At 71.0% G+C, this 22,596-nt stretch carries 19 protein-coding genes; 7 read left to right on the forward strand and 12 right to left on the reverse strand.

Annotation, left to right across the window (positions count from 1 at the left end; all coding sequences use genetic code 11):
• Nucleotides 1–235: 235 nt before the first annotated feature.
• From ACTOWL_RS21665 to ACTOWL_RS21675, 3 genes are all read left to right on the forward strand, one after another.
• Complete coding sequence (locus ACTOWL_RS21665) at nt 236–3,022, forward strand: hypothetical protein (RefSeq protein WP_441323356.1); 2,787 nt, start codon at nt 236–238, stop codon at nt 3,020–3,022.
• A gap of 288 nt (nt 3,023–3,310) precedes the next feature.
• Nucleotides 3,311–5,962: a beta strand repeat-containing protein gene (locus ACTOWL_RS21670; protein WP_441323357.1), complete on the forward strand. Its 2,652-nt coding sequence runs from the start codon at nt 3,311–3,313 to the stop codon at nt 5,960–5,962.
• A 138-nt stretch (nt 5,963–6,100) separates the two neighbouring features.
• Nucleotides 6,101–7,312, forward strand: coding sequence for a CHRD domain-containing protein (locus ACTOWL_RS21675; protein WP_441323358.1), 1,212 nt, complete (start codon nt 6,101–6,103; stop codon nt 7,310–7,312).
• Nucleotides 7,313–7,372: 60 nt separating this feature from the next.
• Here ACTOWL_RS21675 and ACTOWL_RS21680 read toward each other — a convergent pair whose 3' ends face one another.
• On the reverse strand, nt 7,373–7,792 hold the full coding sequence (locus ACTOWL_RS21680; protein ID WP_441323359.1) for a MerR family transcriptional regulator: 420 nt from the start codon (nt 7,790–7,792) through the stop codon (nt 7,373–7,375).
• A gap of 87 nt (nt 7,793–7,879) precedes the next feature.
• On the opposite strand from ACTOWL_RS21680, the gene ACTOWL_RS21685 reads away from it, so the two are divergent.
• On the forward strand, nt 7,880–8,707 hold the full coding sequence (locus ACTOWL_RS21685; protein WP_441323360.1) for an oxidoreductase: 828 nt from the start codon (nt 7,880–7,882) through the stop codon (nt 8,705–8,707).
• 13 nt (nt 8,708–8,720) lie between these two features.
• Here the strand turns inward: ACTOWL_RS21685 and ACTOWL_RS21690 are convergent, their stop codons facing one another.
• On the reverse strand, nt 8,721–10,733 hold the full coding sequence (locus ACTOWL_RS21690) for a tetratricopeptide repeat protein (protein ID WP_441323361.1): 2,013 nt from the start codon (nt 10,731–10,733) through the stop codon (nt 8,721–8,723).
• A gap of 103 nt (nt 10,734–10,836) precedes the next feature.
• Between ACTOWL_RS21690 and ACTOWL_RS21695 the strand changes: the two genes are divergently transcribed.
• Nucleotides 10,837–11,685 carry a class I SAM-dependent methyltransferase gene (locus ACTOWL_RS21695; RefSeq protein WP_441323362.1) on the forward strand — a complete coding sequence of 283 codons (849 nt, stop codon included), beginning with the start codon at nt 10,837–10,839 and terminating at the stop codon, nt 11,683–11,685.
• Nucleotides 11,686–11,687: 2 nt separating this feature from the next.
• On the opposite strand, the gene ACTOWL_RS21700 is transcribed toward ACTOWL_RS21695, so the two are convergent.
• The gene (locus tag ACTOWL_RS21700; protein ID WP_441323363.1) at nt 11,688–12,455 is read right to left on the reverse strand and encodes an alpha/beta fold hydrolase; all 768 of its coding nucleotides are present in this window, start codon (nt 12,453–12,455) and stop codon (nt 11,688–11,690) included.
• Nucleotides 12,456–12,459: 4 nt separating this feature from the next.
• Nucleotides 12,460–12,885, reverse strand: a complete 426-nt coding sequence (locus tag ACTOWL_RS21705) for a GNAT family N-acetyltransferase (RefSeq protein ID WP_441323364.1) — start codon at nt 12,883–12,885, stop codon at nt 12,460–12,462.
• Between the two features lie 102 nt (nt 12,886–12,987).
• Here ACTOWL_RS21705 and ACTOWL_RS21710 point away from each other — a divergent pair, with 102 nt between their 5' ends.
• A complete protein-coding gene (locus tag ACTOWL_RS21710) occupies nt 12,988–13,554 on the forward strand; it encodes a GNAT family N-acetyltransferase (protein ID WP_441323365.1) in 567 nt (188 codons plus the stop codon).
• A 19-nt stretch (nt 13,555–13,573) separates the two neighbouring features.
• Here the strand turns inward: ACTOWL_RS21710 and ACTOWL_RS21715 are convergent, their stop codons facing one another.
• On the reverse strand, nt 13,574–14,380 hold the full coding sequence (locus tag ACTOWL_RS21715; RefSeq protein ID WP_441323366.1) for a DUF899 domain-containing protein: 807 nt from the start codon (nt 14,378–14,380) through the stop codon (nt 13,574–13,576).
• Nucleotides 14,381–14,577: 197 nt separating this feature from the next.
• On the opposite strand from ACTOWL_RS21715, the gene ACTOWL_RS21720 reads away from it, so the two are divergent.
• A complete protein-coding gene (locus ACTOWL_RS21720) occupies nt 14,578–15,303 on the forward strand; it encodes a TylF/MycF/NovP-related O-methyltransferase (protein ID WP_441323367.1) in 726 nt (241 codons plus the stop codon).
• 13 nt (nt 15,304–15,316) lie between these two features.
• Here the strand turns inward: ACTOWL_RS21720 and ACTOWL_RS21725 are convergent, their stop codons facing one another.
• From ACTOWL_RS21725 to ACTOWL_RS21755, 7 genes are all read right to left on the reverse strand, one after another.
• Entirely contained in the window at nt 15,317–16,096 is a 780-nt protein-coding gene (locus ACTOWL_RS21725; RefSeq protein WP_441323368.1) for an SDR family oxidoreductase, read from the reverse strand.
• 100 nt (nt 16,097–16,196) lie between these two features.
• A complete protein-coding gene (locus ACTOWL_RS21730) occupies nt 16,197–16,946 on the reverse strand; it encodes a LuxR C-terminal-related transcriptional regulator (RefSeq protein ID WP_441323369.1) in 750 nt (249 codons plus the stop codon).
• Between the two features lie 99 nt (nt 16,947–17,045).
• On the reverse strand, nt 17,046–17,894 hold the full coding sequence (locus ACTOWL_RS21735; RefSeq protein WP_441323370.1) for a TIGR01459 family HAD-type hydrolase: 849 nt from the start codon (nt 17,892–17,894) through the stop codon (nt 17,046–17,048).
• On the reverse strand, nt 17,894–19,156 hold the full coding sequence (locus tag ACTOWL_RS21740) for an FGGY-family carbohydrate kinase (protein WP_441323371.1): 1,263 nt from the start codon (nt 19,154–19,156) through the stop codon (nt 17,894–17,896). Before ACTOWL_RS21740 ends, ACTOWL_RS21735 begins: the two co-directional genes overlap by 1 nt.
• A gap of 2 nt (nt 19,157–19,158) precedes the next feature.
• A complete protein-coding gene (locus ACTOWL_RS21745; RefSeq protein ID WP_441323372.1) occupies nt 19,159–20,211 on the reverse strand; it encodes a class II aldolase/adducin family protein in 1,053 nt (350 codons plus the stop codon).
• Between the two features lie 151 nt (nt 20,212–20,362).
• The gene (locus tag ACTOWL_RS21750) at nt 20,363–21,910 is read right to left on the reverse strand and encodes a glycerol-3-phosphate dehydrogenase (protein ID WP_441323373.1); all 1,548 of its coding nucleotides are present in this window, start codon (nt 21,908–21,910) and stop codon (nt 20,363–20,365) included.
• A 6-nt stretch (nt 21,911–21,916) separates the two neighbouring features.
• Nucleotides 21,917–22,588: a class II aldolase/adducin family protein gene (locus ACTOWL_RS21755; RefSeq protein WP_441323374.1), complete on the reverse strand. Its 672-nt coding sequence runs from the start codon at nt 22,586–22,588 to the stop codon at nt 21,917–21,919.
• Between the last annotated feature and the right edge of the window lie 8 nt (nt 22,589–22,596).

Raw genomic sequence — 22,596 nt, forward strand, 5'->3', positions numbered from 1 at the left:
GAAACTGCAATCGATTGCTGAGGTTCGGGGGCGCGTGTACAAAGCACGTGGCTCGGGGGGATAGTATTGCCTCGTATTTTTATTTCCTAGACTGGAGAAGATTCGGAAAGCCGAGCCATCTTCTTCGTCGGTTTCATGAAGGAATAAAGTCATGACCCGAGTTTCGGTCGGCACCGGCAATATCGAAGGCAATGCAAGGTCCCTTCGCGCGGCAGTCTCCGGGGATGGCCGTTACGTGACGTTCGAGAGCTATGCGACCAACCTGGTCGCCGGCGACGGCGACGGCAACGGCCGTGCGGACATCTTCCTGCACGACACACAGACCGGCACGACGACGCGGGTCTCGGTGGATGCCGGCAACGGCGACGCCGACCTGCCGTCGCTGTGGCCGACGATCTCGGGCGACGGGCGCTACGTCACCTTCGACAGCGCGGCGGGCGATATCGTCGCCGGCGACGACAACGGCGCCACCGACGTCTTCCTGCGGGATGTCCAGACCGGCACCACGACGCTGGTCTCGGTCCCCGCCGGCGGAGGGCTGAGCGACGACGCCTCCGCGGAAGCCGAGGTCTCGGCCAACGGGCGCTATGTCGCATTCTACAGCTTTGCGACCAACCTCGTCGCCGGCGACACCAACGCCGTCGAGGACATCTTCATCCGCGACCTGCAGGCGGGGACCACGACCCGCGTCTCCGTCGCCGACGACGAAGCCCAGGCCAATGACCGGTCGATCTCCGCCCGGGTCTCCGATGACGGCCAGCGCGTCACCTTCACTGGCTATGCCAGCAATCTCGTCGGCGGCGACAGCAACGGGGTCGCCGACATCTTCGTCCGCGACCTCGCGGCCGGGACCACCGAACGCGTGTCGGTCGCCACCGACGGGACCCAGGCGGACGGGGAATCGGCCGAGGCGGTGATCTCCGGCAACGGCCGCTACGTCGCCTTCGACAGCGACGCCACCAACCTGGTGGCGGGCGACACCAACGGCACCGGCGACATCTTCCTGCGCGACCTGCAGACCGACACCACGGTCCGCGTCTCCGTCTCGGGCACCGGGGCCGAGGCCGACTCCCGGTCGACCCAGGCCGACATCTCGGCCGATGGCCGCTACGTCGTGTTCGCGAGCTTTGCGTCGAATCTGGTGGCAGGTGATGTCGCCTTGACCAACGACGTCTTCGTCAAGGACATGCTGACCGGCACGGTGACGCGCCTCTCGGTGGCGCTCGACGGCTCGGCGGCCAATGGCTCGAGCCATCTGCCGAAGATCTCGGCCGACGGCAGCACCGTCGTGTTCCACTCGAGCGCGACCAACCTGGATGTCGGCGCCGACACCAACAACAATTTCGACGTGTTCCGGGTCTCGCTCCGCGCCTCGGCCGGGGCCGACCACATGATCGGCTCCGACGGCAACGACACGCTCGGCGGGCTGGCGGGCAGCGACATCCTCACCGGCGGACTGGGCGACGATACGCTGGGCGGCGGGGCCGGGGCGGATCGGCTGTTCGGCGGAGACGGCTCCGACACGGCGGATTACTCGGGCTCGGCCGCGGCGGTGCTGGTGAGCCTGAAGAGCGGCGCCACCTCCGGGGGCGACGCCCAGGGCGACACGCTGATCTCGATCGAGAACGTGATCGGCTCGGCCCTGGCGGACCAGCTGTACGGCAACAGCGGCGCCAACCGGCTGACCGGCGGGGCGGGCAACGACGCGCTTTGGGGCGGGGCCGGGGCCGACGTTCTGGACGGCGGCGCCGGTTCGGACCACGCCGCTTACCAGCTCTCGGCCGCGGCGGTGACGGTCGACCTGCTGGCCGGCACCGGCTCGGGCGGCGACGCCCAGGGCGACACGCTGGTCGACATCGAGATCCTGTACGGGTCGAGCTTCGACGACCAGCTGACCGGCAACAATGTCGGCAACACCCTCCGGGGCGATCTCGGCAACGACACGCTCGTCGGCAATGGCGGTGCAGACACCCTGGTCGGGGAGGGCGGCAATGACAGCCTCGACGGCGGCGACGGCAACGACCGGCTCCTGGGCCTCGACGGGGTCGACACCATCCATGGCGGCAACGACAATGACTCGGTCGATGCCGGTGACGGCAACGACCAGGTCTTCGGCGATGCCGGCGTCGACAGTCTCTTCGGCGGCGAGGGGGACGACCAGCTCGACGGCGGCACCGGCAATGATTTCCTGGAAGGGGGAGCCGGGGCCGACGGGCTGACCGGCGGTGTCGGCACCGACATGGCGAGCTATACCGGCTCGGCCGCCGCGGTGACGGTGAACCTGGCCGCCGGCGTGGCCTCGGGCGGCGCCGCCCAGGGCGACACGTTCGGCAGCATCGAGCAGGTGTCGGGCTCGGCCTTCGCCGACAAGCTGACCGGCGACGCCGGGGCCAACGAACTGTGGGGGCAGGATGGCGACGACATCCTCGTCGGCGGTGCCGGCGCCGACGCTTTGAAGGGCGGCAACGGCATCGACACGGTCAGCTACGTGGCCTCCGCGGCGGGGGTGACGGTGAACCTGGCCACCGGCGCGGTGTCGGGTGGCGACGCCCAGGGCGACACGTTCAACAGCATCGAGCAGGTGCTGGGCTCGAACCAGGGCGACCGGCTGACCGGCGACACCGGGGCCAACACCCTGTGGGGCGGCAACGGCGACGACGTGATCACCGGCGGCCTGGGTGCCGATTTCCTGAAGGGCGGTGCCGGCAACGACAGCTTCGTGTACACCAGCGTGGCCGACAGCACCGTGGCGGCCGCGGGCAAGGACACCATCACCGACTTCACCACCGGCGACCGGATCGACCTGTCGGCGATCGACGCGGACGGCAACGCCGCCAATGGCGACACCGTCTTCAGCTTCGGCCCCGGCGGCTTCACCGGCGTCGCCGGCGAGCTGCGGGTGGTGGATTTCGGCGACGGCCGCCAGGGCGTCTATCTCGACGTCAACGGCGACAAGACTCCGGATTCGATCATCGTGGTCTATGCCGACCACGCCCTGACCTCGGCGGACATCGTGCTCTGATCGAAGGTCATGCGGGAGGCGCCGCCAGGCTGCGCCTCCCGTGTCTCGGACGCCGAATTCCTCGTCGAAAAGGGCTCGCCGGACCCGTTTCATCAGGTTTGAGACAGGTGCACCGCGATTGCCGAAGTCAATCAGGGCGTGTAGAACCCTGAGGCCCCGGCATGTGAACCCGTGTCCATTATTCGTACAACTTCCATTCGTACGACTTTGTTTTACTTCTGATTTTCCCGATGGCGTTTTGCCGGTAAGGCCGCCATCGCCAGCAGAATCGATGGGGAGGCTTTCCGTATGACCGTCAATGCCAGCTCGCTCACCCGGATTTCAGTCAGCACCGGCGGCAGCAGCGCCGACAACATCGCCACCGGCGGCGTGATGTCGGCCGATGGCCGCTATGTCGTGTTCCAGAGCACCGCGACCAACCTGGTCGCCGGCGACGCCAATGCCTTGTTCGACGTCTTCCTGCGCGACACGCAGACCGGCACCACCATCCTGATCTCGACCGCGACCGGCGGGGCGCAGGGCAACAACGTCTCCAGCGTTGCCTCGATCACCGATGACGGCCGCTTCGTGTTCTTCAACAGCAGCGCGACCAACCTGGTCTCCGGCGACACCAACGGCGCCCTCGACGTGTTCATGCGGGACAACCAGACAGGCGTCACCACCCGGGTCTCGACCGCGTCCGACGGCAGCCAGGCGACCGGCGCGTCGCAGAATGTCGACGTCACCGGCAACGGCGCCTTCATCGGCTTCCAGAGCACCGCGACCAACCTGGTCGGCAGCGACAGCAACGGCTTCAGCGACGCCTTCGTCAAGAACCTGTCGAGCGGCGTCGTCACCCGCATCTCGGTGACGGATGGCGAGCAGCAGGCCAACGGCAACTCCCTGGTCACCCGCCTGTCCGACGACGGCAACCGCGCCTCCTTCGTCAGCTCCGCCAGCAACCTGGTCGCCACCGACACCAACGGCGCCCTCACCGACGTCTTCGTCCGCGACATCGCCGGCGGCACCACCACCCTGGTCTCGGTCTCCACCGGCGGCGTGTCGGGGAACGGCACGTCCTTCGGCTCCTCGATCTCCGGCAACGGCCGCTATGTGGTGTTCGAGAGCAACGCGACCGACCTGGTCGCCGGCGACACCAACGGCGCCACCGACATCTTCGTCCGCGACCTGCAGACCAACACCACCACCCGGGTCTCCACCAACGGCGACGGCATCCAGGGCGACGCACTCTCGAGCCAGTCGTCGATCTCCGCCGACGGGCGCTACGTCGTCTTCTTCAGCCTCTCCAGCAACCTGGTGCAGGGCGACACCAACGCCCTCCGCGACATCTTCCTGAAGGACATGGTGACCGGCACGGTGACGCGCCTGTCCGTCGCCGCCGACGGGACCGAGCTCAACGACCTCTCGAACACGCCCCAGATCTCGGCCGACGGGCACTATGTCACCTTCCAGTCGCAGGCCACCGACACCGGCGTGGGCGCCGAGGGCAACGGCACCGGCTTCGACGTGTTCCGCATCTCGCTGGTGGCCGGGGCCGGGGCCGACCGCATGCTCGGCTCCGACGGCAACGACACCATCGACGGGCTGGCCGGCGACGACATCCTTCTCGGCGGCTTCGGCAACGACACGCTCACCGGGGGCGCCGGGGCGGACCAGATCTCCGGCGCCGCCGGCACCGACACCGCCAGCTACGCCGCCTCGGCCGCCGGGGTGACGGTCGACCTGGTGGCGGGCACCGGCACCGGCGGCGACGCCCAGGGCGACGCGCTGACCGGCATCGAGAACGTGATCGGCTCGGCCCAGTCGGACCACCTCTACGGCGACGGCGCCGTCAACACGCTGACCGGCGGCGATGGCGACGACACGCTCCGCGGCGGGGCGGGGGCCGATGTCCTCAACGGCGGCAACGGCTCGGACTTCGCCAATTACCAGGGCTCGACCGTGGGGGTCATTGTGAGCCTGCTGGGCGGCCCCGGCATCGGCGGCGACGCCCAGGGCGACACGTTGACCAACATCGAGAACCTGTACGGGTCGAGCCAGGGCGACCAGCTGATCGGCAACAACGTGCGCAACATCATCGGCGGCGAGCTCGGCAACGACTTTATCAACGGCAATGGCGGCGACGACGCGCTCTCCGGCGAGGCTGGCAACGACAATCTCAGCGGCGGCGACGGCGCGGACCGGCTGGTCGGCGGCGCCGGCATCGACACCATCCATGGTGACAACAACGATGATTCCATCGATGCCGGCAGCGAGAACGACCAGGTCTTCGGCGATGCCGGGAACGACGTGCTCCTGGGCGGCACCGGCGACGACAGCCTCAACGGTGGCGACGGCAACGACCTCCTCGAAGGCGCGGCCGGGGCCGATGCGCTGATCGGCGGGTCCGGCATCGACACGGCCAGCTACGCCAGCTCCGCCGCCGGGGTGACGGTGAACCTGGCGACCGGCGCGGTCTCCGGCGGCGACGCCGCGGGCGACACGTTCAGCAGTATCGAGCAGGTGCTGGGCTCGGCCCAGGTCGACACGCTGACCGGCGACGCCAACGCCAACACGATCTGGGGCATGGCCGGCAACGACGTGCTCACCGGGGCCGGCGGCGGCGACGCGCTCAAGGGCGGCGCCGGCGCCGACAGCTTCGTCTACAACGCCCTGTCCGACAGCGCGGCCTCGGGGGTCGGCAAGGACACCATCACCGACTTCACCACCGGCGACCAGATCAACCTGCAGGCGATCGACGCCGACGGCAACTCGGGCAACGGCGACACCGCCTTCACCTTCGGCACCGGCGCCTTCACCGGCACGGCCGGCGAACTGCGGGTGTTGGTGTCCGGGGGGATCCAGGTGGTCTATATCGACGCGACCGGCGACAAGCTGCCGGACTTCGCCATTAACGTCTATTCCGACCACCCCCTCACCGCGTCGGATTTCGTGCTCTGATCCTCGCCGGAGGCGCCGCCGGCTGAGCGGCGCCTCCCTCCCTCTCCTGTCCGAACCCGGAGGCGTGTCCGCAGTGAAACGGGCAGGCCCGTGCCACCGAACAGTGTCCGGGCAACCATGGGAAAGGGGAGATTCGCCATGACCACCACCTTCACCGCGATCCTCAACTCCGGCCAGGAAATCGGGACCGGCAGCAATGAGACCGCCACAGGCCTCGCGACGGTCAGCCTGAACACCGCCGGCACGGCCATGACCTATTCGGTCACGATCACCGCCGGCATCGATTTCGGCGAGTTGATCGACGGCACCCCGCGGACCGTGGATCCGCTCGACGATGCCGTCCTGATGCACATCCATGCCGCGGCGCGCGGGGTCAATGGCGGGATCGTGTTCGACATCCTGCCGCTGGGCATGACCGACGATGCCGACGACCTGACCATCGTCGAGAACGGCGACGGCTCGGTCACCATCAGCGGCGTCTGGGAAACCAGCGACAGCGATCCGCTGTCCGCCGGCGTCATCGCCGGGCTGCAGGGCGGGACCGGACCGAACGACGTCTCCTTCTACTTCAACATCCATTCGGCCCAGTTCGGCGGTGGCGCGATCCGCGGCCAGCTGGTCACCCGCGCCAGCGAGAATGCCGACACCTTCAACGGCACCGCCGCCGCCGACGTCATCGACGCCTTCGGCGGCGACGACAAGCTGCGCGGGGCCGGCGGCGCCGACAGCCTGACCGGCGGTGCCGGCAACGATAACCTGGTCGGTGGGACCGGCGGCGACACCCTCGCCGGCGGCGCCGGCACCGACACGGCGTACTACACCGGCAGCGCGGCCGGGGTGACGGTCAATCTCGGCGCCGGGACGGCCTCCGGCGGCGATGCCGCCGGCGACATCCTGACCGGCGTCGAGCAGCTCTTCGGCTCGGGCCTCGGCGATAACCTGACCGGCAATGCCGGGGTCAACGGGCTGTGGGGCGACGGCGGCAACGATGTGCTCACCGGGGGCGTGGGCGCCGACTCGTTGAAGGGCGGCGCCGGCAACGACAGCTTCGCCTATACCAGCACGGCCGACAGCACGGCGGCGGCCGCGGGGCGGGACACGATCAACGACTTCACGACCGGCGACCGGATCGACCTGTCGGCGATCGACGCCAACGGCGCCGGGGCGGGCAGCACCGCCTTCGTCTTCGGCACCGGCAACTTCACCGGCACGGCCGGAGAATTGCGGGTGGTGGCCATCCCCAACGGCTACCAGGCGGTCTATGGCGACACCAACGGCGACAGGACGGCCGACATCGCCATCGTCGTCCTGTCCGACCACGCTTTGGCGGCGGGCGACTTCGTGCTGTAACCCTCGGCGGCCCCGCCGGCGAGGCGGGGCCGTCCTCTCGCTTGCGCAGCCGCAGCGACCTCAGCCGCAGGCGCCGCCAGGCCCACGGTCCGAATACGCGCTGAAATCCGGCTCCAGGCCCTGCTCGCCACCCTTCAGCCAGGCCAGCTTGGCGCGGAGATAGCCGGCCATCGCCGCCAGCTCCGCCGCCTTGCGCTCCACCCGGGCCAGCTGCTCCGCCATCAGCTCGATGCTGCGCTCGCGGGTGATGCCGCCGCGGCGGTTTTCCTGGCCGATCGCCGCGATCTCCTTCAGCGACATGCCCAACGACTGGGCCATGCGGATCAGCCGGGCCTCGCGCACATGCTCGGCGGTGAAGATCTGGTAGGGGTTGCGGCCGCCCTTGCCGTTGGTCTCCGGCGCCAGCAGCCCGCGGCGGACATAGAAGCGGACGGTATCCACGGGCAGCCGTGTCGCCCGCGCGAATTCCGAGATCAGCATGGTTCGGCCCCGATGAATCCGGCCCCTTGACCCTGGACCAAGGTCCACACTTATAGGATCTGCTCCCGTCCTTGTGGAGCATGAGAGTTGGACAGAGTTGCATTGGTGACCGGCGCATCGTCCGGCATCGGCGAGGCGACCGTGCGGCGGCTGATCGCCGACGGCACCATCGTCTACGCCGCCGCCCGGCGGACCGACCGGATGGCGGCGCTGGCGGCCGCAGGGGCACGGCTGGTCGCGCTCGACCTGACCGACGACGCCTCGATCGTCGCCGCGGTGGAGCGGATCCGCGGCGAGGCCGGGCGCCTGGACCTCCTGGTCAACAACGCCGGCTATGGCAGCTATGGCGCGCTGGAGGATGTGCCGCTGGAGGAGGCGCGCCGGCAGTTCGAGGTCAACCTGTTCGGCGCCGCCCGGCTGTGCCAGCTGGCGTTGCCGATGATGCGGGCGAACAGGACCGGCCGGATCATCAATGTCAGCTCGATCGGCGGCAAGTCCGGCGAACCCTTCGGCGCCTGGTACCACGCCACCAAATACGCGCTGGAGGGGCTGAGCGACTGCCTGCGGATGGAGCTGACCCCCTTCGGCATCGACGTCGTGGTGATCGAGCCCGGCGCGATCCGCACCGAATGGGGCGGCATCGCCTTCGGGAGCCTGCTGCGCGTGTCCGGCGACACCGCCTACGGCCCCTATGCCCGGCGCCACGCCAAGATGTACGAACGGGCCGTGTCGTCGAGCTTCCCATCCCCGCCCGAGGTGGTGGCGGAGGCGATCGGCCGGGCGGCGGCGGCCAGGCGGCCCCGCACCCGTTACGCGGTGGGCGGCGGCGCCCGGGTTCTGCTGCTGCTCGTCCGCCTGCTCAGCGACCGCATGACCGACCGGCTGATGTGGCGGATGTCGCAGTCGCGCGGGTGAGGGCTGGTCGGCGTCAGTCGAGCCCGATGCGTTTCGCCGCCTCGCGGAACAGGCGCTGGTCCTCGGGCGCGAACCGCATGGCCAGGAGAAAGTCATCGACACGATACTGCGGCAGCGTGCGGCGGATCGCGGTGGCGTGCTCGCGCGCCTCGGCCAGACGCCCGGCCAGCGCCAGTGAGAAGGCTGCGATGGCCAGGATCTGCGCATGCGCGTTCGGGCGCGCGGCCGCCTTCACCCCCCAATCGGCCGCCTCGTCGAACCGGCCCAGGCGCACCAGCGCCATGGCGCGGGCGCCGAGGAAGCCGAACAGCATGGGGTCGAAGGGGCTCAGCCGGCGCGATCGTTCGGAGGCGGCGATCGCGGCGCCCGGATCGCCGCTCTGGGAGTGGACGAAGGCGAGGGTGTAGTGGCCCTGGGCGAAGTTCGGGCTCAGCTCGACCGCCTGCTCCAGCTCGGCGATGGACCGGTCATGGTCGCCGCGCAGCCACAGCGCCCGGCCCATGGCCCAGTGCGCGGTCGGGTCGCGGTCGTCGGCGACCAGGCTCTGCCCGGCCGCCTCGAAGGCCCGGTCGACCTCCGGTCCGCGCGGGGCCCAGCCCTGGAAGGCGCTCTGGAAATGGGTGAAGGACAGGCCGGCATGGGCCCGGGCGAAGCTCGGATCCTGGCGCAGCGCGGTCTCGAAGAAATGCCGCGCCTGCTCGTTGTCGGCCCGGGTGAAGCGGTACATGTGCCACAGGCCGCGGTGATGCGCCTCCCAGGCATCCAGGGAGTTCGGCGGCCGCAGGATGGCGCGGTTGCGCTCGATCGTCTCGATCTCGCTGTCGATCGCCGCGACGATCCGGTTGCCGATCTCCTCGAGCACCAGGAATGCATCGTCCAGCGTCTGGTTGAACATCTCCGCCCAGACGATCCGGGCGCTGCGGGCCTCGGTCAGCTCGACCGTCACGGTCAGGCGCCGGTCCTGCCGCCGGGCAAAGCCGCTGACGACATAGTCGACATTCAGCATCCGCCCGGCATCCTCGGCCCCGATGCGCCGGTCGCGCAGGGCGAACACGGTGCCCTGGGCGATGACGAACAGGCTGCGCAGCTTGGCCAGGCGGGTGGTGACATCATGGGCGAGGGCATCCGCCACGCCGTTGTGGGAGCCGGCCGCCGCCGGGTCGGCAAAGGGCATGACCGCGATCGAGGCACGGCGCGGGGCGGCGAGGGCGACGTCGTCAGGGCTGTCGCCTGAGGCGGCCATGGCGGGCGGTGGGCGGACGGCGGCGTCGCCATGCGACCGCACGGTCTGCCAAGCCTGGCGCAGGATGGCGCCGTCCAGCCCCTCGGCCTCGAACTGCCGGATCGCCGCCGCCAGATGGGCTTCGCCTTCGCGGATCCGGCCGTGCCGGGCGAGCTCACCCAGCACCAGCCCGTGCACGCGCGGATCGAACGGCGCCAGCTCCAGCCAGGCCTCGAGAGGACCGAGCCGCAGCTCGTCGGGGGCGCTGGTGGCGAGATGCTCCAGCAGGGCGATGCGGCAGCCGCGGAAGCGGCGGCGCTGCGCCGCCAGCCAGCCGGTGAAGGCCGGGCTGCGCCCGATCTCCAGCCCGTCGAGGAACTCCCCGGCGAACAGGGCGGCCAGCGCCTGCAGCCGCTCCGGCGCGATCGCCGCGATGCCCTGCTGCGCCGCCAGGGCGACCTCGGCGGCGTCGGTGAAACCGTCCGCCAGGTCGAGCCGGACGGTGTCGCCCGAGGTCTCCAGCCGGGGCCGGCCGGGCTCGTCGACCAAGCTGCGGATCTTGCTCAGGCACCAGCGCAGCTCGCCCCGCGGGTCGCTGGGGCCGTCCCACAGCAGCTCGCACAGCTGGCTGCGCCCGACCGGATGGGGCGCCAGGGCCAGATAGGCCAGCAGGGCGCGGACCTTGCGCGATGCCGGCAGCGCGACGGCGACGCCGTGCCGGCGCACCGCCAGCGGCCCCAGCAGCCGCAGTTCGACCGGCGCGCCGTCTCGGGCCGCTCCTGCGGATTCCTTGGGAATTTCCACGCCGCCACCCACGCTCGCCTCCACGGGCGGCGGCTACGCTCGTCGGAATGGCAGAGGCTCGTGCCACATCGGGGCCGACTGCCGTCACCAACGGAGAACGATCTTGGCCGCGCCCACCGCAAGCATGACTCAGAACCCGCCATCCGCTCAACCCGACCTCACGGCGGTCAAGGCCCGCCAGCAGGGGGCATGGTCCTCCGGCGACTACGCCGTGGTCGGCACCACCCTGCAGATCGTCGGCGAGGAGCTGTGCGAGGCGCTCGACCTCCGCGCCGGCCAGTCGGTGCTCGACGTCGCCGCCGGCAACGGCAATGTCGCCCTGGCCGCCGCCCGGCGCTGGTGCGACGTCACCGCCACGGACTATGTGCCGGCGTTGCTGGACCGCGCCCGCGAGCGCGCCGCGGCCGAGCGGCTGGCGATCCGGTTCCAGGAGGCCGATGCCGAGGCCCTGCCGTTCGCCGATGACAGCTTCGACGTCGTCGTGTCGACCTTCGGCGTGATGTTCACCCCGGACCAGGACCGCGCCGCGGCCGAGTTGCTGCGGGTGTGCCGGCATGGCGGCAAGATCGGCCTCGCCAACTGGACGCCGGACGGCTTCATCGGTCAGCTGTTCAAGACCATCGGCCGGCACCTGCCGCCGCCGGCCGGCATCCGGTCCCCGGCGCTGTGGGGCGCGCGCGAGCGGCTGGCGGAGCTGTTCGCGCCCGAGGCGGCGTCGATCGCCTCGGCGCAGCGGCATTTCGTGTTCCGCTACCGCTCGCCGGCGCATTGGCTGGAGGTCTTCCGGGGGTATTACGGCCCGCTTCTGAAGGCCTTCGCGGCGTTGCCGCCGGCGGGGCAGGACGCGCTGGAGGCGGACCTCGTGGCCCTGATCGCCCGGTTCAACCGCAGCGGCGACGGCGCCATGGTCGTGCCCAGCGAGTATCTCGAGGTCGTCGTCACCAAGGCCTGAGGTCAGCCCTGGGGCGCATTCCCCAGGAAGTCGGCGATGGCGAGGCCCAACTCCGGCTTCGCCACCGCGCTCATATGGTTGCCGGGGATCTCGGCGTGGCGGCCCTGCGGCAGGGCGGCGGCGAGATCCGCGGCCGAGCCGTTGTCGTCGTCCTCGGCGCCGGCCGCCACCAGGGTCGGCACCGCGATCCGCGCCAGCGCCTCGCGCGGCGTGTCGACCGAGGTGCCGAGCACCTGCAGCAGCGCCTCCGGATCGCCGCCGACGGTCTTCAGGAAGGCCTCGGCCATCCATTCCGGCGTGCCGCGCGGGAAGCTGCCGAGATGGGTCAGGATGTGGCGGAAATAGGCGTTGCGGCCGCCGGCGCTGATGATGCCGTCGAGGCCCATCCCGGCCACGATCGCCCGCCCCGGCGCGGCGCCGCGCACCAGCATCCGCACCACTGTCCGCCCGCCCAGCGAATAGCCGCCGAGATCGTAGTCGGCGAGGCCGAGCTGCTCGACCAGCGCCAGCCCGTCATCGGCCAGGATGTCGGGTGGATAGGCGGCGGGGTCGTGCGGCCTGGCGCTGTCGCCATGGCCGCGCAGGTCCGGCATGACCACGCGATAGCCTCGGGCCGCGATCGCCGCGGCATGGCCGTAGCGCAGCCAGTTGACCGTGGCGGTCGAGAAGAAGCCGTGGATCAGCACCAGCGGCCGGCCCTCGCCGAGCTCGCGATAGGCGAGGTCGACGCCATCGCGGCCCTGGAAGCGGCGGACGGGAAGGTCGGTCATGATGTCAGCGCTCGCGACGGTAGGAGAAGGCGTCGGTCAGCCGCGCCATCCCGGCCCGCTCGTAGAAGCCGACCGCGTCGGGCACCGAGACCAGGTACAGGCTCACCTGCGGCCCGAGCTGCCGGCGCGCCTCGTCCAGCAGGCCCTTGCCGACGCCGAGGCCCTGGGCCGACGGCGAGACGGCGAGGTCGGAGAGATAGCAGCACCAGACCGAATCGGTGACGCCGCGCCCGACCCCGACCAGCGGCCGGCCGGGCTGGTCCAGTCGGGCGGTCACGATCAGGTTGGCGCCGGCGATCATGGCCTGCAGCCGCGGTTCGTCGTCGACCGGGCGGATGCGGCCGAGGCCGGATTCGACCAGCACGCGCCGGAACGCGGCGACGTCCAGGTCCTGCTCGCGACCGTAGAGGATGCGGGGCTTCTCGCTCATGGCCGGGAGACTGCACCATCGCCGCCGGAGTCCGAAAGGGGTTTCCGGAGCCGGACCGGCGCCTCGGGTGTTGATCAAAGGCAACCGGTCGGGAGAGCCGGCATGAGCTTCGCCATCCATCCGCTGACGCCGGACCGGTGGCCGGCGCTGGAGGACCTGTTCGGGCCGGCCGGCGCGGTCAATGGCTGCTGGTGCATGCATGGCCGCATCGGCGCCGCCTATCGCCGCCGGCCGCGGACCCGGAACAAGGCCGATTTCCGCGCGGTGGTGCAGCAGGGCCCGCCGCCCGGGCTGCTCGCCTTCGCCGCGGACGACCTGGCGGTCGGCTGGTGCCAGCTGACCCCGCGCACGGCGCTGCCGGAGCTCGACCGCAACTGGCGCCTCAGGGCCGTCGACGACGTGCCGGTCTGGGCGCTGTCCTGCCTCTACATCCGCAAGGGCTGGCGCCGCCGCGGCGTCAGCGCCGCCTTGATCGAAGGGGCGTTGCGGGCGGCGAAGCGGGCCGGGGCGCCGGCGCTGGAGGCCTATCCCTTCGACGCCGCGGTCTCGCCGAGCGCCTCGGGCTCCGGCTACGCCTCGACCTTCGCCCGCCTCGGCTTCCGCACCGTCGCCCGCCGCATCCCGGCCCGCCCGATCATGCGGCACGATTTGGCCGGGATCGGGGGGTGAGGCATCTCCACGAGCCGCCTCAGGCGAAGGTCTGGGCGTCGACCTTGGCTTCGGCCGGGCCGCAGCACGACTCCGCCTGCTTCGGCGGCTGGTAGGTCGCCGCCGGGTCCAGGGCCGGGCCGGTCTCGTAGCGGTCGTGGTGACGCACCCAGGACATGGTGAAGGCCAGCCCGTCCTCGTCGCGGCCCTTCGGCACCAGGTCGAGATAGGTGTAGGCGGTCAGCTGCAGGTCGCCGCCGCGGCCGTAGGAGGAATAGGTGTGGTACACGGCGCCGGCATCGTCCCGGGCGAAGACGCTGGTGCCCGGCAGCTCCTCGACGGGGAAGGGCAGCTCGCCGTAATTGTAGGGCGTGCTGCCGCCGGCGGTCTGCTGCGGCGTGAAGGAGACGCCGAAATCGTAGTTGAAGTCGCTGCCATGCGACGACACCCATGTGAAGCGCCAGCCCATGCGCTGCTGGAACCGCCGGATCTCGGCCAGCGGCGCGCGCGACACTGCCGCGAAGGTCACGTCGCGGGCGGCCAGATGCACCAGCGTGCCGTCGATGGTGTCGGCCAGGAACGAGCAGCTCGGGCAGCCATGCTCCCAGCCCGGCGCCAGCATGAAATGGTAGACGATCAGCTGGCTGCGCCCGGCGAACAGCTCGGCCAGCGTCTCGCGGCCCTGCGGCCCGTCGAAGACATAGGGCGTGTCGATCCGGACCCAGGGCAGGGTGCGCCGCTTGCGGCTGATCTCGTCGCGGGCGCGGGTCAGGGCCTTCTCCTCGGCCAGCAGCGCCTTGCGCGCGGCCAGCCAGTCCTCACGGGATGCGATCCGGGTCGGTTCCATGGGCTCCTCCAGGGGTTCGGGTAGTCGGGCAGCCTGCCTCGCCGACAGTGGTGAGGCAGAAACTTAACCAATAAGTTAACTTTAAGAACAACAGGCCTTCGCGTCAAGTCCGGTTGACAGCCGGTCCGGAATTCCGCTTGTCCGGTGGGGGCGCCGCACGGCAGCATGCGCGCCTGATCAAAAGAGGGGGTAGGCGGGTGAGCAACTCAGTCATAGGCCGCGTGGTCCGGCGCGCCGAAGGCATGATCGCGTCGGCGCGGCTGTCGTCGCTGACCCGGGAGGTGGTGAAGGAGAAGCTGACCTATCTCACGCCGCAGAAGCTGGCGCGACTGGAGTCGTCGGCCTCCGCCGTGGTCGAAAAGCGGATCCCCGGCGACATCCTCGAATTCGGCGTCGCCCTCGGCGGCAGCGCGATCCTCCTCGCCGATTTCGCCAAGAAGGGCGGCCGGCACTTTCACGGTTTCGACGTGTTCGGCATGATCCCGCCGCCCTCCGACAAGGACGAGGCCGACGCCAAGTCCCGCTACGAGACGATCGCCAGCGGCGCCTCGGTCGGCATCGACGGGGACAGCTACTACGGCTATCGGACCGATCTCTTCGGCGATGTCTGCAAGGCCATGGCGGGCCACGGCGTCCCCGTCGACGGGAAGACCGTGACCCTGCACAAGGGGCTGTTCGAGGACACGCTGCCCCATGCGCCGGTGCAGCAGGTCGCCCTGGCCCATGTCGACTGCGACTGGTACGACCCGGTCAAGCTCTGCCTCGATTATCTCGGGCCGCGGCTGCCGCCGGGCGGAATGGTCATCATCGACGACTATCACGCCTTTGCCGCATGCCGTAAGGCCACCGACGAGTTCCTGCGCAGCCGGCCCGACTTCGTGCTGGACGACGGCGACAACCCGATCCTGCGCCGGCGCGCCTGACCCCGGGCCGGCGTCAGAGCGTGCCGGGGAAGGCGCCGCCGTCGATCAGGATGTTCTGGCCGGTGATGTAGCCGGCATGGACGCTGCACAGGAAGGCGCAGGCCGCGCCGAACTCGTCCGGCTGGCCGAAGCGGCCGGCCGGGATCGCGGCGCGGCGCCGGTCGGCCACCGCCTCGGCGTCCTGGCCTGAGCGCTGGGCCGCCGCATTGATGCCGCCGCGCAGCCGGTCGGTGTCGAAGGACCCGGGCAATAGGCCGTTGATGGTGACGCCCTTGCCGGCCATCTGCCGGGCGACCCCGGCGATGAAGCCGGTCAGGCCGGAGCGGGCGCCGTTCGACAGGCCCAGCTCCGGGATCGGCGCCTTCACCGCGCTCGAGGTGATGTTGACGATGCGGCCGAAGCCGCGCGCCGCCATGCCGTCGACCACCGCCCTGGTCAGGAAGATCGGGGTCAGCATGTTGGCGTCGACCGCCTTGATCCAGGCGTCGCGGTCCCAGTCGCGGAAGTCGCCGGGCGGCGGGCCGCCGGCATTGTTGACCAGGATGTCCGGCTCGGGGCAGGCGGTCAGCGCGGCCTCGCGGCCGGCCTCTGTGGTGATGTCGCCGGCGAGCGCCGTCACCTTGGCGCCGGTGACGCGGCGGATCTCCTCGGCCGTCGCCTCCAGCGCCTCGGCGCCGCGGGCGGTGATGGTCAGCTCGACGCCCTCGCGCGCCAGCGCCAGGGCGCAGCCCTTGCCGAGGCCCTTGCTCGCGGCGCACACCAGGGCCTTGCGGCCCGCCAATCCCAGCTCCATGGTCCGTCTCCTCCCGCTCCGGCGGCGGGTCGTGCTTCGTGCGGAGGGGGCAGGGTGCGACGTCCGGCGGCGGATGTCACCCCATGGATGCGGGCGTCGCTCAGGGAACCAGCAGGCCGAGGGTGATGGCGGTGGCCACGGCTTCGGAGCGGCTGGAGGCCTGCAGCTTGCGCATCGCCGAGGCGATGTACTCGTTGACGGTGTAGACCGACAGCGCCAGCTGGCGGGCGATGCTCTTGCTCGACGCGCCCTGGGCGATCCGCGCCAGGCAATCGCGCTCGCGCCCGCTGAGATCCGGGCCGGCCTGTGGCAGCTGGACGGCCTTGCGCCGGTCCGCGGCGGCCGCGATGCGCCCCTCGATCTGCACGGCCCGGTCGAGATGCGGGACGACGGCCCGCAGCATCCGCAACTCCTCGGCCGTGTAGGTCGGCTGCCGACGGGGGCGGTAGATCGCCAGGCAGACCGGCTGCGCCGTCACGTCCACCGTGTACCAGGACAGGCAGAACCAGAGGTGGTTCTGGCGGTAGAGGTCGTTGTAGATCTCGGTCCGCTCCAGCGCCGGCTCCGGCACCAGGGCGCAATCGTCGACGGCGGTGCCCGGCGGCAGCTCGAACAGCTTCGGCCAGACCGGGTCGATGGTGTGATAGTAGGCGTCGTAGGCTTGGTGGGCGGCGAGGTCCAGATTGACCGTGACCGCCGTCTCCGCCGGCCGCGCCAGCCAGCGCAGCACGGCGGAGGTGCCGCCGACGGCCTGCGCCATCGCCGCAACCAGGCTGGTCCAGTCCTCGTCCCCGACCGCGGCATCATAGGCCCGCCCGATCAGGTCGCTGAGGGTGCGTTCGTCCGGCATGGTGGGTGAGAATACTGTCCTGAAACGGCCCCGGAATAGGGTCGTTCCAGAAACGAAACAAGGGTGGAGTTGTTCCGGCAACCCAGATGTGCGGCCAGGCTACCAGCGAAACGAGGGCAGCAGGATGTCCGGGCTGCAGCCGACGATGGCGAATTCCCGCGCCATCTCGTCCTCCTCCATGCCGGCATGGATGCCGGTGCGCACCAGCGCGGCGGCGGCGCCGAAGCCGCGGGCGCCGGCGACGTCGTGCTCGACGCTGTCGCCGACGCAGACCACGTCGCCGGGCCGCTCCACCCCGGCGGTGGCGGCGGCGTGGCGGTACATCAGCGGATGCGGCTTGCCGACCCAGGTGACGCTGCCGCCGAGCCCTTCGTACATCTCGGCGATGCGGCCGGCGCCGAAGGCGGGGCCCAGCGGGGTCAGCATGATCTTGTCCGGGTTGGTGCACAGCGCCGGCACGCCGCGCGCCGCGGCTGGAGCGAGGAGCGCGCTGTAGCGCTCCAGGGGAACAAGATGTCCCTGGCTGCCGGCGATCAGCACCAGGTCGGCGGCATCGCCGGTCTCGGCCTCGGCGAAGCCCAGCGTCTCGGCGAAGCCGCGATCCTCGCCGCTGGAGATCACCAAGCAGCGGGCGCCGCTGCCGGGCGAGACCGGCAGCGTGCCGCTCTGCAGCAGCGCCAGGGCGATGTCGCCGGAGGTGACGAAATGGTCGTAGCTGTCGCGGGCAAAGCCCAAGGTCTCCATCCGCCGGGCGTTGTAGGCGGCGGAGCGGCCGGAGTTGGACAGCAGCACGATGTGCCGGCCGGCATCCTTCAGCCGGCGCAGCGCCTCGATCGCGCCGGGATAGGGGTGGCGGCCGTCATGCAGCACGCCGTACTGGTCGACGAAGAAGGTGCCGAAGCGGTCGGCCAGGTTGCCGATCCCGTCCACCCGTTCGATCTCCGGCATCAGTGTCCTCCGAGTCCGGCCAAAGCCAGCCGGGCTGTACCCTCTGCCGCGTCCTCCGACAAGGCCGGCAGGAAGGGCACGCCCAGCTGCCGGCGGCGGATCTCGGTCCAGCCGGCATTGGCGGCGCCGCCGCCGACGCTGCGCAGCGAGGTCACGGCCGGCGCCCCGAGATCCGCCAGCAGGCGATAGGCGCGGCCCTCGATCCCGGCGATGCCCTCCAGCACGCCCTGGAAGAACACCGAATCGTCCTCCGGCCGCGGTTCCAGCACCGGTGCCAATGCAGGGTCGGCGACTGGGAAGCGCTCGCCCGGACGGGGCAATGGATAATAGGACAGGCCGGTAGGCCGGTCCGGCCGCAGCGAAGCGGTCAGCGCCGGCAGCCGGTCGCGGCCGAACAGCTGGGCGATCACCGCCCCGCCGCTGTTGGAGGCGCCGCCGACCAGCCAGCGGTCGCCCATGCGGTGGCTGTAGACGCCGTGCTGCGGAGAATCGACCGGTCGGTCGGACAATAATTTGATCACCAGGGTTGACCCCAGTGCGGTGACCGCGTCGCCCACCGCATCCGCCCCGGTGGCGAGGAAGGAGGCGCAGCCGTCGGTGGTGCCGGCGACCACCAGCGTGCCGGCGGGCAGGCCGAGGGCGACGGCGTCGGCATCCACCATGCCGACCACCGTGCCCGGCGCCACCGCCCGCGGCAGGGCGGCGGGATCGATGCCGAGATCGAGGATCCAGTCCGGCCAGCGCCGGGCCACCGGGTCGTAGCCGGTCTTCAGCGCGTTGTTCTCGTCGGTGACGTCGAAGCGGCCGGACAGGCGGCCGGCGATCCAGTCGGCCTGGTGCAGCACCCTGACCGCCCCCGGCCGGCGCAGCAGCACCAGGGCGCGGGCGAGGGCGGAGCTGCGGCCGCGGGCGGCGCTGCCGGCCGGGGCCACGGCGTCGACCCGCGCGGCCACCGCGTCGTCCGGGCAGGGGTCGTTGTACATCAGCGCCGATCCGACCGGCCGCCCGGCCGCGTCAGCCGCCAGCACGGTGCCGGAGGTGCCGTCGACCGACAGGGCGCCGACCGCGGACAGGTCGGCCTCCGCCGCCAGCCGGCGCAGTGCCGCCACGGTGGCCAGCCACCACATCTCCGGGTCGCGCGGGTCCAGCCCCGGGCCGTCGGTCGCCATGGTGCCGCGTCCGACCGGGCGGCCGGCGGCGTCCACCGCCACCGCCCGCACGCCGGAGGTGCCGACATCAATGCCGATCGCGCGTGCCGTCATGCTCAGCCCTCCCGCCGGCTCAGCGACTGCCGGTATTGCTCCGCGTCCCATTGGGTCAACTCGTCGATCTGCGGCTGGGTGAAGGGCCGGACGGAGGTACTGGCGGGCACCCGCGCGGCGACATCGGCCAGGCAGCGCGCCATCTCGTCCGCCCCGCGCAGCACGCCCTGGTGCAGCACGACGCCACGGCCCTGCACGCCGACGATCGCCGGCGCGCGCGGCCCTTCGCCCAGCGCCGCCAGCTCGGCCGGATTCCGGGCCGTGGCGAGGGCGGCGCCGAGGAAGATCACATGATCGGGGTAGAAGGCGCCGGCCGTGGCCAGCGCCAGGCTGGCGGGATCGGTCGCGGCGTCATGCGCGACCGGGTCCTGCGGCAGCCGGTAGGGCGTGCCGCGGACGAACTCGGCCAGCGTCTCCGGCTGCGCCGCGGGGGAGGGGCGGCGAGGTAGAGCAAGGGCGGCGCAGACGCGGTCCAGCAGCGCTCCGGCCGCGGCGACGCCGTCGGCCGCCACCACCAGCCCGTGATTGCCCAGCACCACGACATTGGTCCCGGGCCAAAGCCGCTCCGCGATCGCCTGCGACAGGATCAGGCCCGGCTTGCAATAGGGCACGAAGGCCCAGTCCACGCCGGGCAGCCCGTCCAGCCGCTCGGCCAGCCGCGCCTCGGCATCGCTGCGGATGGCCAGGGCGATGGTCGAGACGCAATGGACATGCAGCACCGCGGTGAAGGGCAGCACCGCATGCACGGTGGTCTCGATCGACGGCCGCAGCCCGCGCGGATTGTGCTCCGCCACTACGAAGTCGCGGGCGGTCTCGGCGGTGGGGTCGCCGTCGCGCATCGCCCGCAGCAGCGGGTCGAGCCGCACCGGCACCAGGATCTCCTCGTCCTCAGCCCGGGCCAGCCAGGTGCCGGAGGCCTTGATCCACATCGTGCCGTCGCGCTTCAGCGAGGTGTTGCCGCCCGCCGCCTGCACCCGGTCCGGGTCGCGGCCGAGCTTGGCGGACAGGGCGCGCAGGGCGCGGAATTCGGGATCGGTTGCTGGGTCGAGGGTCATGGGCAAGTGTCCCGAAAAATCCACTCTCTCCCTCTCGCAAGGAGAGCGCGTAGGTTGGGTTCGCGGGCACGCGAACCCAACATCGTGCAACCTGGACGGGTGTTGGGTTCGCCAAGCGAACCCAACCTACGATCTAACGGCATATTGCCCATCACCGCCCCGCCGCCTGGGCGGCCGGTGCCGGTGCGGCCTCCAGCCATTCGGTGAAGGCCGCGGTCTCCGCCGGTGACAGATGCAGCCCGTGCTTGGTGCGGCGCCACAGGATGTCCTCGGCGTCTTCGGCCCATTCCTGCACCCGCAGCCAGGCCGCCTCGCGCTCGTACAGCAGGCCGCCGAAATGGCGGCCGAGATCGGCCAACGACCGGGCGCCATCCAGCAGCGTATCGGCCCTTGTGCCGTAGAGCCGGCCGTAATGCAGGGCCAGATCCTCCGGCAGCCAGGGATGGCGGCGGCGGAACTCCGCCAGCCAGCGATCGAAATCGGCGCCGGGCATGTCGCCGCCGGGCAGCGGCACCGCCGCGGTCCAGGCCGGCCCCATCGCCGGGAAGAAGGGCTTCAGCCGATCCAGAGCGTGCTCGGCCAGCTTGCGGAAGGTGGTGATCTTGCCGCCGAACACCGACAAAATCGGCGCCCGGCCGCCGTCGTCGTCGACGTCGAAGACATAGTCGCGGGTCACGGCTGAAGGGTTGGCGGCGTCGTCGTCGAACAGCGGCCGCACCCCGGCGAAGGAATGCACCACGTCCTGCGGCCCGATCTGGCGCTGGAAGGTGCGGTTCAGCACGCCGCAGAGATACTCGACCTCCGCCGGGTCGACCGCCACCCGGTCGGGGTCGCCGGTCTGCGGGATGTCGGTGGTGCCGATCAGCAGATAGCCATGCTCATAGGGGTTGATGAAGATCACCCGCTTGTCGGTGTTCTGCACCAGATAGGCCTGCGGCCCGTCATAGAACTTCGGCACCACGATGTGGCTGCCGCGCACCAGCCGGATCTTCTTGCCCGACTTCAGGCCGGCGGCGCCGGTCAGCACCCGGTCGACCCAAGGCCCGGCGGCGTTGGCCACGGCGCGGGCGACGACGGGCCTTTCGGCCCCGCCGCCGGCCGGGCGCAGCACCGCATGCCACAGCCCGTCGCGGCGCCGCAGCGACACGCATTCGGTGCGGGTCAGGATCTCGGCGCCGCGCTCGGCCGCGCCGATCGCGTTCAGCACCACCAGCCGGGCATCGTCGACCCAGCAGTCGGAATATTCGAAGCCGCGGCGGAAGCGGTCCTGCAGCGGCTTGCCCTCGGGGGCGCGGTGCAGGTCCAGGCCGCGGCTGGCCGGCAGGCGCTTGCGGCCGCCGAGATGGTCGTACAGGGCCAGCCCCAGCCGCAGCAGCCAGGCCGGGCGCAGGCCGCCGTCATGCGGCAGCACGAAGCGCATCGGCCAGATGATGTGCGGCGCCGCTTCCAGCAGCACCTCGCGCTCGATCAACGCCTCGCGCACCAGCCGGAACTCATAGTATTCGAGGTAGCGCAGCCCGCCATGAACCAGCTTGCCGCTGCGGCTCGACGTGCCTTCGGCCAGGTCGCCCTTCTCGCACAGCAGCACCGACAGGCCGCGCCCGACCGCGTCGCGGGCGATGCCGGCGCCGTTGACGCCGCCGCCGACCACCAGCAGGTCGACGACGGCCCCGTTCCGCTGTTCCGCTCCGTCCGCCATCTCTGCTCAGGCCGCCTGCTTCGGGCGCGGGCCGTAATCCTTGAACTTCTCGATCACCCGGTCGATCTCGTCATCCGGCAGGCATTTCGGGCCGCCCAGCATCAGCGTGTAGACATACTGCTTGGCCAGGGTCTCGACCTCGACCGCCAGCCACATCGCCTTGCCCAGCGCCGCGCCGGTGGCGATCAGCCCGTGGTTCGCCAGCAGGCAGGCGGTGCGGCCCTGCAGCGCCGCGATCGCATGCTCCGACAGCTCCGGCGTGCCGTAGGTGGCATAGGGGGCGCAGGGGATCGAGTTGCCGCCGCCGCACGCGATCATGTAGTGCAGCGCCGGGATCTCCTGGTGCCGGATCGCCAGGATGGTCGAGTACATCGGGTGGCAGTGGACGATGGCGTTCACCTCCGGCTTGCGGCGGTGGATGTCGAGATGGAAGCGCCATTCCGAGGAGGGGCGGTGGTCGCCATGCTCCCAGCTGCCATCCATCCTCATGGCGACGATGTCGTCCGGCGTCATCTCGTCATAGGGTACGCCGGTCGGGGTCACCAGGATGCCGTCGCCCCAGCGAGCGCTGATGTTGCCGGAGGTGCCCTGGTTCAGCCCGTTGGCGTTCATCTGCCGGCAGGCGTCGACGATCCTGGTGCGCAGCTCGATCTCGGTGGTGTTCGGTTTGGTGGCCATGGGTCGGG

This window comes from Inquilinus sp. CA228, from assembly GCF_052078665.1.
Classification (GTDB): Bacteria; Pseudomonadota; Alphaproteobacteria; order DSM-16000; family Inquilinaceae; genus Inquilinus.